This is a genomic window from Candidatus Thorarchaeota archaeon, assembly GCA_021498125.1.
GTDB lineage: Archaea > Asgardarchaeota > Thorarchaeia > Thorarchaeales > Thorarchaeaceae > B65-G9.
Map to the genome: position 1 here is coordinate 775,997 of JAIZWL010000001.1, position 17,205 is coordinate 793,201.

At 47.8% G+C, this 17,205-nt stretch carries 14 protein-coding genes; 9 read left to right on the forward strand and 5 right to left on the reverse strand.

Translation table 11 applies throughout. The annotated features are described in order from the left end of the window. Window positions 1-42: 42 nt before the first annotated feature. Window positions 43-534 (forward strand): MarR family transcriptional regulator, encoded by a 492-nt coding sequence (locus K9W43_03915; GenBank protein ID MCF2136366.1) that lies wholly within the window; start codon window positions 43-45, stop codon window positions 532-534. Window positions 535-540: 6 nt separating this feature from the next. Here the strand turns inward: K9W43_03915 and K9W43_03920 are convergent, their stop codons facing one another. Further along, window positions 541-1,017, reverse strand: coding sequence for a hypothetical protein (locus K9W43_03920; GenBank protein ID MCF2136367.1), 477 nt, complete (start codon window positions 1,015-1,017; stop codon window positions 541-543). A gap of 93 nt (window positions 1,018-1,110) precedes the next feature. Between K9W43_03920 and K9W43_03925 the strand changes: the two genes are divergently transcribed. From K9W43_03925 to K9W43_03935, 3 genes are all read left to right on the forward strand, one after another. Further along, window positions 1,111-2,523, forward strand: coding sequence for a chloride channel protein (locus K9W43_03925; protein ID MCF2136368.1), 1,413 nt, complete (start codon window positions 1,111-1,113; stop codon window positions 2,521-2,523). 206 nt (window positions 2,524-2,729) lie between these two features. Then, complete coding sequence (locus K9W43_03930) at window positions 2,730-5,870, forward strand: S8 family serine peptidase (protein ID MCF2136369.1); 3,141 nt, start codon at window positions 2,730-2,732, stop codon at window positions 5,868-5,870. Between the two features lie 87 nt (window positions 5,871-5,957). Then, window positions 5,958-6,314, forward strand: coding sequence for a hypothetical protein (locus K9W43_03935; protein ID MCF2136370.1), 357 nt, complete (start codon window positions 5,958-5,960; stop codon window positions 6,312-6,314). Window positions 6,315-6,374: 60 nt separating this feature from the next. Here K9W43_03935 and serC read toward each other — a convergent pair whose 3' ends face one another. Both serC and K9W43_03945 read right to left on the reverse strand, forming a co-directional pair. Then, complete coding sequence (serC, locus tag K9W43_03940; protein MCF2136371.1) at window positions 6,375-7,460, reverse strand: 3-phosphoserine/phosphohydroxythreonine transaminase; 1,086 nt, start codon at window positions 7,458-7,460, stop codon at window positions 6,375-6,377. A gap of 12 nt (window positions 7,461-7,472) precedes the next feature. Next, on the reverse strand, window positions 7,473-8,804 hold the full coding sequence (locus K9W43_03945; GenBank protein MCF2136372.1) for a DUF1015 domain-containing protein: 1,332 nt from the start codon (window positions 8,802-8,804) through the stop codon (window positions 7,473-7,475). A 179-nt stretch (window positions 8,805-8,983) separates the two neighbouring features. Here K9W43_03945 and K9W43_03950 point away from each other — a divergent pair, with 179 nt between their 5' ends. The 5 genes from K9W43_03950 to K9W43_03970 all read left to right on the forward strand — a co-directional run bounded on the left by K9W43_03950 (window position 8,984) and on the right by K9W43_03970 (window position 13,330). Then, window positions 8,984-9,262, forward strand: a complete 279-nt coding sequence (locus K9W43_03950) for a DNA-directed RNA polymerase subunit M (protein MCF2136373.1) — start codon at window positions 8,984-8,986, stop codon at window positions 9,260-9,262. Between the two features lie 124 nt (window positions 9,263-9,386). Next, entirely contained in the window at window positions 9,387-10,259 is an 873-nt protein-coding gene (locus K9W43_03955; protein MCF2136374.1) for a terpene cyclase/mutase family protein, read from the forward strand. A gap of 9 nt (window positions 10,260-10,268) precedes the next feature. Further along, window positions 10,269-10,781, forward strand: a complete 513-nt coding sequence (locus K9W43_03960; protein MCF2136375.1) for an MGMT family protein — start codon at window positions 10,269-10,271, stop codon at window positions 10,779-10,781. A 68-nt stretch (window positions 10,782-10,849) separates the two neighbouring features. After that, a complete protein-coding gene (locus tag K9W43_03965; GenBank protein MCF2136376.1) occupies window positions 10,850-11,314 on the forward strand; it encodes a hypothetical protein in 465 nt (154 codons plus the stop codon). Window positions 11,315-11,644: 330 nt separating this feature from the next. Beyond that, on the forward strand, window positions 11,645-13,330 hold the full coding sequence (locus tag K9W43_03970) for a hypothetical protein (protein ID MCF2136377.1): 1,686 nt from the start codon (window positions 11,645-11,647) through the stop codon (window positions 13,328-13,330). Here K9W43_03970 and K9W43_03975 read toward each other — a convergent pair. Beyond that, a complete protein-coding gene (locus tag K9W43_03975; protein MCF2136378.1) occupies window positions 13,327-14,991 on the reverse strand; it encodes a hypothetical protein in 1,665 nt (554 codons plus the stop codon). The genes K9W43_03970 and K9W43_03975 overlap by 4 nt on opposite strands. A gap of 67 nt (window positions 14,992-15,058) precedes the next feature. Then, entirely contained in the window at window positions 15,059-17,059 is a 2,001-nt protein-coding gene (locus tag K9W43_03980) for a tetratricopeptide repeat protein (protein ID MCF2136379.1), read from the reverse strand. Between the last annotated feature and the right edge of the window lie 146 nt (window positions 17,060-17,205).

A 17,205-nucleotide genomic window follows, 5' to 3' on the forward strand; every position in this document is an offset into this window, starting at 1 on the left:
CATTGATCAATACCGTTTCTCCAAGATGCGGATGTGGGCTTCATGGACGAAGAAGTGCGACAAAAAATGTTTGAGTCGTTTAGTTTGCTATTTCTACTCAGCCAGAGATTCGAGTATATATCGGACTCTCTACTATCTGAGGATGGACTGACGACTAAACAGCTTCTAGCTCTGGTTGTCATAGAGCGTGGATTTGATCATTCACCTGCAATTTCCGAAGTTGCTGAGGCTCTTAGTACCTCTCATCAAAATGTTAAACAGATCGCATTGCAGTTGAAGAAGAAGGGTTTTGTAGACATCGTGGCAGATTCGACTGATCGACGGAGAAAGTTATTGACAACGACTAAATTTAGTCGCACCTTTTTTGATTCACGTGCGGAGATGCATGCGCGCCAGATAACGACTTTCTTCTCTTCACTGAGTGACGAAGAGATGGTCAGTTTTCATTCAATAATTGTTAAACTTCTGAATGGCACGAGTGATCTCTATCAGAAGGTTCGTGGGATTGCTCCACAACGGACAAGGCTCTGGTGAGGTCTCTCACTTTTCGGCAAGTGTGAATAGTCGTGCACGTTGGTCGTCCCCTTCGACCACCTTGAGAATGCCTTTTGCAACAAGATGGTTCACACGTTCTCTTACGATTCGGCGTGATGCCGTTCCACGTTCAGCCCTGACGGCAGCAGTCAACTGGCTGATATTGAGTGGTGGAGTCTGATCAAGTGTCTTCACGATAAGCCATGAGATTTCATCTTTTTTCAGGTCGCCAAACCGTGCCGTGAGTCGTTCAGTCCGTGTGAACTTTGTCATTAGTCTGACGATGCCATCGTAGAACTCGAAGCCCTCCCTGATGACCTTTGCAGACTCGTTGACCTCTTCAAGTTCAGGACTGATACGCTGGATTAATCTCTCGACGCGCTCCAGTCTTCTCGCAATCTCGTCTAATCTGGCTTGGACGACTTCAAGTGATGGCTGTTCTTTTTCATCAATAGATGAAGAGTCATCAGTGGCTTTTGGCATCGTCGATACTCCAGTTCATACTAACGCGTCTGCTATACTTCCTGCTAGTAGGACTCATAAAGAGAATGGTCTCACAACTTCTTGTGTTTGACCTTGAATCTTGCAAATGAAGAGTCATCATACCCTACACCTGCTCGCCCACTAAAGGAGATCTTCCACTTCTCACATTTCACGCATCTATATCGGATCTATGTACCCGCCGCCATTCTGACAGGGATCGTCTGTGGTCTCTTTATGGTTCTCTTTGCACTTCTTGTTGATTTTCTCATTACTATTCTGTCATGGATTCCCCTCTTTGTGGCGCCGCTTCTTGGAGGCCTCTTCTCCGGTGCGATGATCTATTTCGGTGCCCGTGAAGTTGAAGGCAGTGGTATCTCTAAAGCGATAGAACTCACTCACAATCCTGCTGAGATACATCCTCGTACTGCTGTCACAAAGCTCTTGGCCACTTCGGTATCCATTGGCTCAGGGAATCCTGTCGGTCAAGAGGGGCCCGCGGTTCTGATCGGTGCATCTATTGGTAATTTCATAGGCAGACGATTGGGACACAAGAACCCTTCACATCTACGTGTCTTTCTCATGATGGGCTCTGCTGCTGCAACTGCTGCTATCTACAAGGCCCCACTCGGCGGGACGCTCTTTGCGGCCGAGGCCCCGTACAAACGAGACGCCCAACTTGGTTTCTTTGTTCCCATGGTGTTAGCATCGATCACCTCCTATCTCGTCTTCGGAGTGATCTTGGGGATTCGCCCCCTCTTTGATTTTGAGGCATCGCTCGATTTCACACTGGCAATAGTCCCCACTGTTATCTTGCTGGGTCTCATTGCTGGCGGAATCGCAATCTTCTTTGCTGTCTTTTTGATGCAGACCCGGAACTTCTTCAAGCTCGAACTACCCGACTGGGCCGATCCTATCGCCGGATCATTCTTTGCAAGTGTTGTGCTCTTCATTGGTGCGGTCATCTTTGATCCCTCCCTCACTCTTGCAGGGCTGGGGTTCAATGTGATCTCTCACATTGCTACTTCACAGGTTCCGATCATTGTTCTTCTCATGTTAATGATGGGCAAGCTGTTTGCCACATCCTTTGCAGTGGCTGGTCGTGTTTCTGGTGGAGTGCTTTCTTCCTCCATCTTTGTCGGTGCGATGCTGGGTGCTGTGTTCGGTGAGATCTTTGCACCCGCCTATGTTCCTGCATTCATTGTTCTTGGTATGGGTGCTGTGCTTGCTGCTAATACAAATACTCCCGTGGCCTCAACTGTATTGCTACTTGAAATCAGTCAGACCTTCGATCTCTTGATACCACTTGTGATCTGCATCTGTGTGGCCTATCTTGTTGCTGGAGGTACATCGCTCTACGAGGGGCAAAAGCTCAGTCGTGAGGATGAAGGTCCTGGTTTTATTGCAATGGTCAAGACCGACTCGTTGCCATTTTCCTCAAAAGCTTCTGATGCTGTCAATCGAGTTGAGAACAAGGCCAAGAAACATGAAGCGGATGTCGGTGAATAGATTAATCAGGAAATGTGCCCTATTATGGTATGCTTGAGAGGACCGCGCCCTCTCCTTGGCAGCCAATTAGAGGAGGCTACCATATGCGACATGTTGTATCTTTACTGTTCATATTATTATTATTTGCGATCCCCGCGCCTATAGCGGAGCAAACTAATGCGACCACCTCTGCATCTACTTATCAAACGCCGCCAGAGACAATTTCTTTGAACTTTCAGGCTCTTTCTTCGATCTATGGTGCTGACATTCCTGTCATGGTGTCATTCGTTGATGATGTGAGTGCTTCTGTAGTTGATCGGATTTTGGCGACAGGAGTCAGATTTAGCTTTGGTTCTCCTCAACTCAGTCATGTGAATGAGTTCTATTTGCTGCGAGGAAGTGCTTCGGCTCTTGAAACTCTCATGAACACGGGATTGGTTCGGTCAATCGATGTTCAGTCTTCGATAAACTATCTCCAATCCACACGCGATGTTTCGATTCCTGAGATCAATGCTGATGATGCGTGGAATATGTTAGATGGACTTGGACGCAATCTCACAGGCCAAGATATCCTCATTGCAGACTTGGATACGGGAGTGGACTGGAAGCATCCCGATCTCTGGTTTCCCGGGGATACTGCATATTCATGGATCGATTCCACTTCTGACGGAAAGCCCTCCAATGGTAGTGATTATGTGGATCTCAATGGCGACTTTAGTGGGACTGCGGACGAGGTCCTGTACTATATTGATCTGGACTCTGATGGGACATACAATACGACCACCGACTGGCTGTGGGTAGACAACATCTCTCAGAATGCCGAACCAGACCCTGGTGAACCCTTCTTTGTGGTCAACGATACAAATGGAAACGATGCTCTTGATGTTGGCGAGACCCTTGTAATGTTGACGACCCCTAAGACGAAGTATATTGTTGAGAAAGACGGCACTCCCCAGGCCGATCTTCAGGTATGGGTAAGAGGGGTCAACCTGACGGCAAGTACACATCAGGACACCGATGGTCACGGAACGGCCGTTGCAGGAATTCTACTTGGTGGGCAGCTCAATTATCGCAAGTATGTGGGTGTCGCCCCTGACTCGGAGCTTATGATGGTTCGAGTGTTGGGAAGTAGTGGTACTGCTCTCTCTGTTGAAGAAGGTCTCACGTGGGCTTACAATCATGGTGCCGATGTGATTCTCACGGAGATCGGTTCATGGACTTACGAATATCTGGATGGCAGCGATTCCGCCGAGACCCTGATCAATACGATCGTCTCCAATGGTGTGCCTGTCATCTCCCCAGCAGGTAACTTGGGCGGGAAGGACAAGCATGCGCTGTTCAATGTTACTGCGGACACGCAGCACCAGACTGATTTTACGATTCCTGCTCCGGATGGGACCTATGTTGTATATGATATTAATAACGTCTACATTACAGTGCTCTCGATTAATAGTACAGACTTCTGGACATGTAATTTCAGTCTGATCATGAATCTCGCAGTTTGGGGTGGACCGCCAGCACTGACGACCTATCTTCATCCGGGAAATGGCTATCTGACCTTTAATGCCGAACCCGCTGTGGTATGGGGCGGTAATACTTTCACTATCGAGTCATTCATATCGAGTTCATCTCGGAACACGCAGATGTTGGGGATTTGGATTCATGGGACGCTGCCTACGACTGGTTCCTCACCACCTTGGCATCAAGTCAATATTACAGCTCCCTCCAACATGACCTTCCATGCATACATCTCCGACGATCAAAGCTCATGGTCGGGAGGCTGTATCTGGAAGAGCGATATGTCCAACGATTACGAGATCACATGGCCCTCCACCGCTGATGACGCACTCAGTGTCGCAAGTTATAGGACCCGAAATATTTTCGCTGGAAATTCTGTTGGCGATATTGCCAGTTTCTCATCACGTGGTCCACGAATTGATGAAACCCAAAAATTAGGGGTTGCAGCCCCTGGAGGGTATGACATCATCTCAGACTATAGTAATGCCTCAGCTTGGCAGGCGTGGTTCAATGGAAACGGGCAGCTTCCATTTGGGGCGGCCTTTGGAAGTTATAGGTTATTCAGTGGCACCAGTGCCTCAGGTCCTCATGTTGCTGGTTGTGCAGCCCTAATGTTACAACGTGACTCCTCGAAAGGGTCGAGTGTCAAAGCACTGATTCAAAATAACGCTCGCTCGGACGGGTTTACTGGAACCGTACCAAATTCGATCTGGGGGTATGGTAAACTCGATGTCCAAGCTGCAGTTGCGGCAATTGATGTGGCCTCTCCCACGATTCACTCTGTAGGGCTTACCCCCTCTGTTGTGGAGTACTACCAGACAGTAGAGTTTGAGGCGAATGTGACAGACGACTCTTCCGTGGATAGTGTCTATCTGAAGTATCAGACCAATGGATGGACCTCTCCGACGTGGGCCAAGATGACCTTACAGGGAACTGGTAATTTTACAGTCACAGTTGGACCCTTTGTGTATAATTCCACAGTCTTCTATACTATCTATGCCAACGACACCTCGGGCAATGATGCAGAATCCACAGTAGCTAATTTCATTGTTGGTGATTCCGTTGCACCCTCCTTTGCTAACTTTTGGAGATCGGCGGCAACTCCCGGTGCCGGGAATCCCGTTGAGATCCGCGTGGATGTTGTCGAGCCATCAGGTGCCTCTGGTGTTGATACAGTACTACTAAACTGGTCTGCATCAGCTGGAGTCTGGACAATCACGACCATGACTGCCACTACTGGAGATACCTATTCAGCGACGATATCGGGGCAATCTGAAGGAACTATTGTCTATTATTATTTCATTGCAAATGACACAGCAGGTAATCTCAATGCATCTACCATTATCAGCTATACCACGGTAGCCGCAGAGAGTGTTCCTCCCTCGATCAATAGTGTGACTCGTGATCCCGAGACCCCTGATAGTACACAGAGTGTGACGGTGACTGCGAATGTCACGGACAGTTCTGGAGTGGACATGGTAATTCTCGAGTACTACAATGGCTCTGCATGGATCAATGTGACCATGACTCATGTGGGTGATTATTATGAGGCCACGATCCCTGCACTCCCCGAAGGGGCAACAGTGACCTATCGTGTACATGCACGTGATAATGTGGGTAATTGGGCGGTGAGCAGCGACTTCTCATATACTGTCACCGGTGGCACTACGACCACCACAACTACCACTACCACTACGACCACCACCACCACAACAACAGCACCCACCACGACGACACCCACCTCTTCGACATTGCCTGACAAAGCGGATCCGCTGATACTGGGAGCCATGTTCGGGATCATTCTAATTCTGATCATTCTCTCGGTCAAGTGGTCCCGGCGTGAGCAATGATTGGGGCCGGCCTCTCGCCGCCCCTCTCCATGCATCAGGAAATATGATAAATGGGGATTCGTTTCTCTCTAATCCGGGGAATATTCGGTGCAGCAGGTCGGCAAATTCTCACTCACAATAGCAGGGAATCGCGGAAGAATCTTTAGAGGCAGCCGTGAGATCGTTGTCGAGGTCCTGATAGACAAAGAGAGCACACACGTAGTGATAGATTGTACAGCGTGCAAGGATCTGTTAAAGAACCAGCTCCCCCGGGGCGAAATGATTGCAGTAGTATCAGGTATGAAGAAGTTCTTTGACGCTCAAGAGCTGAAAAAAATCAAGGTCTCCGTGTCTGGTGGTACGATGCATAGGGAATATGCGGGTGTTGTCGAAGAGTCGCATATTGATGATCTGCGCGAGTGCGTTGAACAATCATTGGACACATTTACGCACAAGCATCATTAGAATTAGTGACTGAAAGAATGAGGGCCGGGAAGGCTCTCGCCTGTCCCGGTCAAGATCTGTTTACTGATTCTCTTCCTGAAACTCTTTGAGGAACTCGGCCAATAGCTTGACTCCCTCAAGGGTCATGGCGTTGTAGATGGATGCACGCATTCCTCCAACTGATCTGTGCCCCTTGAGACCAACAAGTCCACGCTTTGCCCCCTCTTCTGTGCACTTGAGCTCGAGCTCTTCAGTTTCGAGCCGGAATGTGACATTCATCAGAGACCGTGAGTCTTTCCGGGCATGGCCCTTGTAAAAACCATCCGAGTGGTCGATCACATCATAGAGCAGTTTGGCCTTCTCACGATTGATCTTCTCAATCGCTGCCACCCCGCCGATCTCCTTCAGATACTCAAGTCCAAGCTTCGCCATGTAGATCGAGAAGACAGGAGGTGTGTTGAAGAGCGAGTCCTTTGCCGCGTGAGTGCTCCACTTCTGCATGGTCGGTGTGTTCTCTGGGACTCGGTCCAAGAGATCTTCCCGTACGATGAGCAGTGTCACACCAGCCGGACCAAGGTTCTTTTGCGCACCTGCGTACATGACTGCGAACTTGTTAAAGTCGATGACCTTGTCCATGATATCCGAACTCAAGTCAACCACTAAGGGGATGTCATCTGGGACTTTGGGTATGTAATGCCACTCAGTACCGTACAGTGTGTTGTTGGAGGTGATGTGTGCATATGCAATATCATCACTGAATTCGATATTTTGCGGAACATACGAGAACTTATCATCCTCAGAAGATGCAACAACTCTCACATCCCCGTAGAGCTTGGCCTCTTTGATCGCTTTCGTGGACCAGCCTCCTGTATTGACGTATTCCATAGGTTTGCCCGGAACTTGCAGGTTCAACGGGACCTGATAGAACTGTGTCGAAGCGCCACCCTGAAGCCAGAGCACTTTGTAGTCATCGGAGAGCCTCATCAATTCTCGGACGAGATCCATTGCCTCATGATGTACCTTGTCATATTCCTTTGATCGGTGAGAGATCTCAAGAATTGACATTCCTGTTCCCTGAAAGTCCAACAGCTCTGCTTGTGCCTTTTCAAGAGCTGGCAGTGGTAGAGTTGCAGGGCCAGGGTAAAAATTGTAGACTCGATGGGTCATTTGATTCACCTATTAAGTTAGTTTGTTGATCGTGAAACCTGTCCATATTTTTGGTTGGAAAAAGGTGCTCTTCTGCGGCATGACCTCGAAATTCTTGGACACCGCTTCAACCTCTTCCACCCGAGTTGGGTTCATAAAGAAGACGGCCTGTGCGCCATTCTTGACCGACTTTATTGCCTCGTCAACTGCATCACCTATGCCCTTGATGTATACGACAAAGCCTCCCCCCTTCATGGTCCCCTGCGCAAGTTTCTCTTTGTTGATCCCAAGAATCTTGTCGAGGATCAGAGTATGGAGGATTGATACATCTAGTTGACGAAGTTCTTTTGACTTATCAGGAAGCATCTCATCCATGATCTTGGCATCCTTGAGGGTCAATGCATAGAATTTGCCATCATTCATGTACAGACCAAATGCATGGGCGCCCTCCTTGAATTGCTTGTCCATTAGTGTGAACATGTCCTCGCGCTTGTCGAAGACCTGAACGTCAAAGTGTGTCTTGATCCCTTCCAGTAATTTCTCTCTTGAGAAGTCATCAAGGTTCTGTACTAGTCTGTGAGTTGGAAGCACTACCAATCCGGGATTTGAGATATTGACGAAGGTCATCATTCGGTATTTTGCGCTCTCGAGTTCGGGATGTTCCTTTGAGAGTGCAAGTGCAGTCTTGTAACGGTGATGACCATCTGCAATGATGACATATTTGTCCGCCATCAGCTCTGAGATCTTGGCCGTGTCCGATTTGTCATCAATCTTCCAGATCCTGTGTCTGACTCCTTCGTAGTCGGTCACATCCGCGATGGGCTCGTTCTTCATTGCTTTCTGTAGTATGTTGTCAACATTGCCCTCATGGTCTGGATAGATCACAAAGATCTGACCAAACTGCGCCATGCATGCGCGACTGAGATTGAGGCGGTCCTGAATGTCCTTTGGAAGGGTCTCTTCATGTTGAAGGACTCCTGCAAATTTCCCAGAACTGGGAGCCTCTTTGGCAAAATCCTCAAGTCGGATCAGGCCAATGAAACCAAACCTGAAGAGTCTCTGACCGTAGACCTCAAAGTCTTGACCGTACACGTAGAAGCTCTCATTGTCATCTTGAACGAGGATGTTATCTTTGATCCATTCATTGAGTAGGTCACGTGCTCGCGTGTACTGGTTGTTGGATTCAGTATCGCTATCCTGAGGTTTGTTCCGTATGATCCAAGCAATATTGTATTCCGACATCGACTGGAGTCTATCGATTTTCTCTCCCTTGATGATGTCGTAAGGCGGGGACACAAGGTTTGACAGGTCACCTGCCTTTGCAACATTATACCGGTAAGCCTTGAAAGGAATAACGCGCACCATCGTGTTTCTTCTTCCTATGCTTTCTGGAGACCTTCCTGTAGGTCGCTGGTCGGCCGAGCGTGGACGCCTGAATAAGAGTCTTTCTTTTAAGTCAGTATTGATTTTTGAAAAAGACCCCGAGCGTCAAACTTAAATCCAAACCCCGTACGGGTGGCGAAACCTATAATGCACACCGGGGAATGATCTTGGAGTTCTGTGAGAAATGTGGCGCAATGATGTTGCCCACCAAAAAAGAAGATGGCAGTAGAGTGCTCAAATGTCGCGAATGCGGGCATGAGAAGCCATTGACCAAGACTGCTGAGGACTATCGTGTCAAGTACCGCATTGACCATTCTCCTCGGGAAAAGATCGTGGTCATCGAAGATGAGGACCGTTCCACTGAGGAGATGACCGAAGACGAGCGCAGAGAACGCCGGAAGGCCATTCTAGAGTTCCTACAACTCGAAGATGGTGACTAATAGTTCTCGCAAACAACCTTTATTATGTAGGCAGCCCCCATATATTACACCTATAGTACGGACTTTCGCCACCTAGTTCTATACGGGAATCGTATGCGCGATCAATTTGACAGGAGGAAACCCTTTGAAGGTCAATCTTGTGTATGATGTCACGAATTTTGTGTTGAAGCAAGGTAATATCATTGATAAACTGAGAATAGCTGCGGCTGATTACAATGTTCCATCCGAATTGAAGGATGAGATCCTCAAGTATCTGAAGGCCATCATTAATGAAGATGGTGGGGTTCCCTTTGAGGTGCAACCCGGCGTACCCAGCTCTGTGAAGACGACCGCCGAAGTACTCACACTGCTTCTGAAGTTGAATTGGGGGACACCCGAGCTCATCGACATGATGGTTCAATTCATTGTTTCACGGCAAAAGAGTGATGGAGGTTTTGCTGAGACTCTCAATCTCAACTCGTATATTGAAGATCGATACGGTGCGACAGAGGGGCGCGAGTGGTATCCCGTGGGCAAGAGCATTACGTGGCTCACAGGAAAGGCACTTGAGGCTCTATGCCTTGCAAAGTATGCAGATGACGAACGGTTACGAAGAGCTCGTGATTTTTTGATCTATTCTCAAAATGAAGATGGGCACTGGCCCGACTACAAGGAACTTGATGTGTCCGATCCACTAGGGACGGGTAACATACTCCCCGCTCTTGTGGCCATGGAGGTCGGACCCGGTAACAAGGTCTACGAAGGTGCGCGGGCTGCGCTCTATCAGCACTTAAAGCATGCGATCGAAGAAAAGAATCTCTTTGACATGGTGGATCTTATTGCAATTGCGCCTCCAAAGAATAAGCACGAGACCCAAATTTTTAAGGATGCTATTCCCCTGCTTCTTGAAACTCAGCGGAATGATGGCGGCTGGAGCGGTATCGGAATGAAGAAGAGTGATCCCGAACTCTCAGCCTATTTGGCCATGGTCGTTGCGATCTGCGGGGAATATGCATGAGGTATCAGGATGCCGGATGGTAGTTCCAAGACGCTTACAGTACTTGAGGTCAATGGCCTCTATGCAGCAGCAGTCATGACTACTACTGGCATCTTTGCGACCTCACTTCCGCGTCCGTCCCGCTCGGAGGCCGTGCAGGCAGTACGTGGGGAATCACTCCCAGAGACCACAGATCCGGAAGCGCTCAAAGTACTACGACTTGTCTTTCAGGTCTTTGAGGGACGACCGGTCGATCTCTCTGGTCTGCGATTTGACTTTACTGGACTGAGCGCGAAACAGCGCAAGGTCTTAGAGACAACAATGCAGATCCCATATGGTACAACGATCACTTATGGTGAACTGGCCCGAAACGCTGGTCTGCAAGGGGCAGCACGATTTGTTGGGAACGTCATGGCCGCAAATCGATTCGCACCACTCATTCCGTGCCACAGAGTTATATCTGGTACTGGACTTGGTGGTTATGGCCTTGGTCTGCATGTGAAGACCACACTCCTAAAAAGGGAAGGAGCTTTACAAACGTAAACAGCTGGACTTGACATCGTGGGATCCATTCTCCGCAATGTGTGTCTACTCGGAGGCTTGAAAACAGAATGAACTTGAAGGTTCGAAGAAATGGACAGGTAGTCGAACTACGCAAAGTGGAGCTAGAGGAATTATGTTCCCCCCTCTATAGAACCTTCATTGGTTACAATTCCCTGAAACGCTTGGGTTATTCGATCTCTTTCCTGCGTCCCAAAAAGAGTGCTACGGGGGACTTTGAGCGTATTCGCTATAATTTTATTGAGCGTGGAGTTGTCACCCGTCGTCTCGAGAGCGAGCTTCAGCCGGACATGAAACGGGGAATTTTGAATCAACTTCCTCGTGGTGATTTTAGCATAGTTCTTCTGTTAACACAAGTGCCTCGTCGCGGTGTCAATATTCGTCTTGACAAGTATCTCTATGAGTTCTTGGGGTGCATGCTGCTTCGCAATAATGAAATCCTTGATGTTGTGATGAATACAACTCCCACACGCGATCTAATACTTCCATCGTATGACGAGTCTCTCTCCAAGTAATGGCAGGATGATGAGGCTGAGGAATCAGCCTGAACTATCTAGAGTCTTCGCGTGAACGGTGTGGCTTGCTCTTCGAGTCTACGGAGGTCATCTCGTTTTTTCTTTGTCCTGTAAGCGGCGAGTCCAGCACGCGCCAACAGGATTACCATTGGCACGACCCACCATAAGATAATCAGTGTTGGATCGTACATGATCATTGTAATGCACACCCACTCTGCACAAGTTACCAAGTTAAGCATGTTGCACTCGGCATTTTCTATTTAAAACTGTGTTTCGCATTTCCCTCATTCTTATCTGGTCGAATGTCATTGAGGATGTTGGCGCTGCAAAATGAGTAGAAGTGCAAGGCAGATACCAAAAGCAATTGCAGAATTTGGAGAACGACAGTTCAAAGAGACTGGGCCTCAAGCCGTTGAAGTGCTCCGCGTGAAGGCTTCGACCATCAGAAAGCATTTTCGACGTCTTGCAGGAATCGCCTATCTTGTTGCGGTCATCAGCCGAGATCGAGTCCGTGTCTATTTCTTTGACATGGCTGCAAATATGCTTCTTGGGGAAAACTTAGACCACTCCGTCTATACGAAGATCCGGAAGGCTTCGCGCCTGATCACAAAATATGAGAAGCCTCACGAACCTACGCCCGAGGAGCTTCGCATGGAGGCCACAGAAGAAATCCGTTCTCTATTGGCGAAGTCGATTAAACGAGTTGCTCGTTCTGTTGCGCGACCGGAGCCGCCCTTTCCTGAACTCTATGTCACAAGAGAAAAGACGAGTGTCGGACAGAACTTTGGCGTTGCGTTTGAGAAAGATGGAACGGTTGTACTCGAAGAATCAGTGGTCCGGTCTCAATGGATTGATGGTATTGCTCTTCGGCTTGCTTTTCTCCTCTATCTTGATTCGGAACGACGAGATTCTGAAGTCGCCTCTTGTGTAGCTAATGGAGTTGCACTAAGTCTGCTCCGTGATGAGCCCGCAGATAGATGGTTGGCAGCTTGGTTGAAAAAGAGCAACGGTGGTGATATGACCAGATATGTGAATCATCTGATTCGTCATGTTCCAACATATTCCGGTCAAGGATTTCAGTGGTTGTTATCCTTACTAGAGCAGGCAACACCACCTCTTGAATGGGATCAATTTAGAAACGCCTTGCATGTCATTCACAACGGTCTTGTTGTTCCTCTCGGTACTGGTGAGTATCATGTGATTAAGGGATTCTGTGATTCTCTCTCCACCCCGCGTAGGCTTGGATCAAAACGCCATGTCCTCACCTCAATTCATCTTGCTCCACGTGCAATCGGTGACCCTCTTCCACTTGGTCGGTCGATCTCGTTGACTCATAATCCGGTAGATGATCCTTCTGTCATTTGGGCTGGTGTCAAGTATGTTTCGAGTTCGGAGGTTCAGCAGTTGACAGTGGGTGAAGTAGATGGCCCCTCACTTCGTGCCATAGAGTATGGTCTTAATCTCGAAGACATCTTTCCCAAGACCGGAGGAATACTCTCTCACGGCAAGGATCTTATCAACATGGCTTTACGGATGATGGGGGTCGATGTTTCAGTCACAAACACTTTTTCACGAAGATTGGAATTTCATAAGGCAGTTCTGCCAACTGATCAGAAGGCTGTGTTGGAACGCTTATGTCAGGGGGGTCTCAAGATACTGTCAGACTCCCTTGTGGGGTCGCTCCAAAGAATCACTTCTCTCCTGACGAGTGGGCATCTTGTTCTTCTTCCGAATTTCAATCATATGGGGATTGACCATGATTTTCTCGTGTCTGGAAACCCTTCTGCTGTCAAGACCATTGTATCACAGAGTACAGTTGAATACACATTATTTCTGACCGATGAGACCTCTTACGGAGTTGTTTCCGCACCATCAACGTGGAGATCACTCTTTCTTAATTCCTGTCATACGGCGGGTCTGAGAGTTCATCCCATACTGGAAACACAATCCACGAGAGGAGTGTTGCGTGATGAGACCGTCTTCCCCTCTGATTCTGACCATCTTCTGTGGACTTAATTGATGATCTCGATGATAGTTCCAATGGCTCGTGTGTTTGCCTCTCGCAGGACAATTCTATCATCGACGGCAATAGCCTCCGGATGCATCATGAACTTCAGGCGTACACGCGCAAAATCTCCGACACATAGGTAGTCGGCGTCATAGATCTTCTGAAGAACTACTGGATGTTGAATAGTATGGCACTGAAGCACAGGCGTATAGCCCACTGCGATTCTGGTTGGATGCCGCGTCACTACGATATTTGCTTCAAATGTGCGACAGACCGTGATGCATTCCTCTTCATCGGCTATGGCCTGCCCCCTTCTGATCATGTGCTTGTCAACGTCCTTAATGTCAAACCCGAAGAGGTCTCCGACCTTGACCCCGGTCACTCTCTTCTTGAACACTTCAATACTAAAGATCCGACCATGATGTATGTCCCCCTTTACATCAGGACCAATGGCTATGCTCTGACCAGTCTTGAAGACTCCCTGTTTGACGGTTCCTGTGATCACTACATTTGTTCCGCGGATGCCTTTGTAGACCTTATCCACATATGCCAACGCTGGTTTTGTGATAGCGTCCTCTGATGGACCTGCGGGTAGTTGTCTAAGTAGTTCGGAGAGCAGCATTACCGAGTCCGTGTCAGTTGCTGAGACATAGAGCACCGGCACAATCGTTCCATTGGTGATCTCCCTGACTATTGGTCCGATGTCTTCGGTACTCGTGATAGTGACAGGTATCTTGCCAATTTCTTTCAGTGTGAGTCGAACAATCTCCGTGACAAGATTCAGATCTTTCTCCTGCGCCCTGTCGATCTTCGAGGCGACAAGAATGAATGGTATGTTCTTGCTGGCCATCAAGATGAGATGTTCTCGAGTGATATCGTCCAGTCTTCTGATCCCCGTCTTTTCCTCCTCTTGACGGATCAGATACGCCTCCTCGGGGATCGGCACTAACACTAATCCGTATTGAGCATCCGCACCAAGAATGCTTCTTATCATGGTCTTGCTGTATTCCTTATGTCCGGGTGCGTCAACAAATGTCAGGATCTTTGAAGATTGATCGAGGACACGAGCGGCCTCCTCCTTGTTCAGCGGGTTCTGGAGATGTAGTGCACGGCCATCTTCGGCAAAGCCCATGAACGCCATGTGAATGTCCGCTGTCTGTCCTCTCGTAAGTTCTTGAGGATGCGTCAGGAGAAACGATCTCGCGCTTCCTGAACCATTATCCGGCATTCCGGTGACAAGCACCCCGATCAGGGTTGACTTTCCCGAGTTCACTCGACCCGCCACATTGATGGAGCAGGTCTCTTTAATCTCTGGTGCAGCAAGTCGTTTGAGAAGGTATACTCCGACAAAGCCCTTTGGGGTCTCAACTCGTTCCGCCTCGATGATGTCCACTTCTGCCTCTTTGGTTATTTTAGATAATATCTCTTCAGCCTCTTCGATCTGTTTTTCCGATATCCCATATACCTTCCATTCTGTACCATTGATATCTTCGATTCCCACTAGAAAACGGCCTTCGAAGGGTGGCTCACAGGTCATGTATCGAATTCTCGCAACCAACCTCTGACGCCGTTCTGCTCTAAGATCCGTTTTCGTCAATGTTCTCTTGAATTCCGCATTTCTGGTTTCGCCATTTCTTAGAATGGACTGTATCTCATCGAGGGCAGTCATTGTGTTTTACCTGACTTGTCTAACTGTCCTTGACTCTTTATGGACCAATATAAGCTCAGCTACCTTTCTAAGCAGCAATCACGTCTGTGAACAATTGGTTGACGATCTTAGAAGCCTCTTTGTATCGTCGGGGTTCTACCATCTCAAGATCTGCGACTGGTGGGAACTTTGTATCAAACAAGGCCGCAAATTCTCTGAGTCGGTATCGCAATTCAAATGATTCGTCCGTTGCTATGAGGACAATGATCCGCATTTTCGTATGTTCCATCATGAGTGTGAACCCCTCATGTGTTATAGAACGAAGTTTTCCACTTGACCCCATCATCTGTCCACTAAAGGACCCGACTGCTGCGATGAACCCTGCGATGATCGAGCTGTCCATATCAAGGGGTTCGTCAAAATAGTGAACAAACTCTGTGAGACCCGATTTTCTGTCAATTGCAATTAGCGCATAAATTATCGGTTGGTGAACCTGTCTTGGTGAACCCGGATGTTTGAATGCAGATACTCGATCAAATGATTTACCAAAGCTCGTATCGATTGGGAGTTCTTCGTGCGTCTCGATTCTTTGAAGTCTGGCAGTCGCCTCAGCCTCCATGACGTTATCTTCGGTGAATCTTGCAATCCCAAGTACACGCTCAAGATATCCTCTTGCCTCAAATTCTCTTCCTGCAAGATTTAGCAGGTCACTCTTCAAAAGTAAAATTCGTCCTCTTAACGAGTTCATTCGTTGTTCCTTGGCAATCTGTGCAAGGTCGTCTAGGTGGTACATTGCTGAATCGATTAGGTCTGACAGATGTGATTTCTTATACATATGAATGTAGGTTCTAGCAAGTTCAAGCTTTGATCGTATGAGCATCTCGAAAACGTTCTTTTTCTTAGCCAGCGCAAGTTCTTCCTCATAGATCTTAATTGCCTCAATATACTTTCCCTGAGCTGCATCCATTATTCCTTTAGCGTGAAGATATGCACATTGTTCCAGTGGGTTCTCAGTTGTCTTGGCTAATTTTTCAGCCTGTTTCAAATACTCTTTTGCCTCGTCAATTCTGTCCAGCCTAGACAGAAGATCACAATAGAGGGTATAGACCTGCAATAGCCCCCGCTGTGTCTTCAGATCGAGTCGTAGTGCCTCCTTAAAATATCCCTCTGCCTCATCATAGCGACCCAATAATGTGGCGATCTCTCCAAGATTAGTGAGAGTGACCAATCGGGCTGAGTCCGTGTTCATGTATGTGAGCGCATCTTCAAAGCACTCAAGTGCGTCTTCGAGGCGTAGGGAGTATGTCATCATTGAGCCAAGGTTGTTCAGGGCCATTCCTACTCCAAGTTTGAAGGATAGTCTCCTGCTCTGATCTTTTAGTCGATAGTAATGTTCCTCTGCGGATCGCATGTTCCCTACCAGATGACTGATATTGCCACGAAGATTCTCGGTGAGCGCTAACATCATTCTGTGGCCTTTTTTCTTAGCCATGTCCTCAAGCGTATCTGCAATTCTGGATGCCTTAGTTGCCTCTCCGACCTCTCTCAATATGGTTCCTACAACATAGAGTGTGAACAGGGTCTCTGTGAGAGGATTTTCTATTTGCTCAGGGTATGTTTCAAGTAGGTTGTCAAATTCCATGACGCATATGATGACACTCGTATCCCGCTCCGCGGCTGCCAACAGTATTTTGACAGTACTTAACCGGACCTGATCATCTACTGGCGACTCTTCACTGATGATCTTCTCTATAATCTGCTTGGTCTCTCGGAGACCTGCGATGTCTGACAATACAAATAATGCAATGGCCTTTAATGCAAGAATATGCGTGTCCTCAATATCACTGGATAGAAATAACACCTCTGCAAGGCGTCCGCGGGCCAGTGCTGCTTCCACTCCAAGGCTCAGTACGGACTTGTTTTGATTCTCTTTCATGCACTCCTTTGTAGCAAAATCAATAGCAGTATCTGTGAAGGCAATATATTCGTCATTGTTCATTTCTATCTTCTTTTCTACTGCCCTCGTGAACTCCGCCCAAGGAATGGCCGGATCGTCTTTATAATGTGCAAATTCTTTTGGTATCTGCAATTATTTCCTCTCGTTCTTTCTTTATACCATACAGTATTGGTTTTTTTGGTGATGGCCTTCAGACGAATTTTACGCTCTAATTTTTATAATCTTCCTGTTTCACTGAAAAAGGTTTTAAGGTAAGGTTTGTTATACAAACCATACAG

What these genes read in the sequence shown, in the direction of transcription:
- K9W43_03950 (MCF2136373.1), top strand. Translation starts at nt 8,984, where the DNA reads ATGATCTTGGAGTTCTGTGAGAAATGTGGCGCAATGATGTTGCCCACC.
- K9W43_03970 (MCF2136377.1), top strand. Translation starts at nt 11,645, where the DNA reads ATGAGTAGAAGTGCAAGGCAGATACCAAAAGCAATTGCAGAATTTGGA.
- K9W43_03960 (MCF2136375.1), top strand. Translation starts at nt 10,269, where the DNA reads ATGCCGGATGGTAGTTCCAAGACGCTTACAGTACTTGAGGTCAATGGC.
- K9W43_03920 (MCF2136367.1), bottom strand. Translation starts at nt 1,017, where the DNA reads ATGCCAAAAGCCACTGATGACTCTTCATCTATTGATGAAAAAGAACAG.
- K9W43_03915 (MCF2136366.1), top strand. Translation starts at nt 43, where the DNA reads ATGGACGAAGAAGTGCGACAAAAAATGTTTGAGTCGTTTAGTTTGCTA.
- serC (MCF2136371.1), bottom strand. Translation starts at nt 7,460, where the DNA reads ATGACCCATCGAGTCTACAATTTTTACCCTGGCCCTGCAACTCTACCA.
- K9W43_03965 (MCF2136376.1), top strand. Translation starts at nt 10,850, where the DNA reads ATGAACTTGAAGGTTCGAAGAAATGGACAGGTAGTCGAACTACGCAAA.
- K9W43_03975 (MCF2136378.1), bottom strand. Translation starts at nt 14,991, where the DNA reads ATGACTGCCCTCGATGAGATACAGTCCATTCTAAGAAATGGCGAAACC.
- K9W43_03945 (MCF2136372.1), bottom strand. Translation starts at nt 8,804, where the DNA reads ATGGTGCGCGTTATTCCTTTCAAGGCTTACCGGTATAATGTTGCAAAG.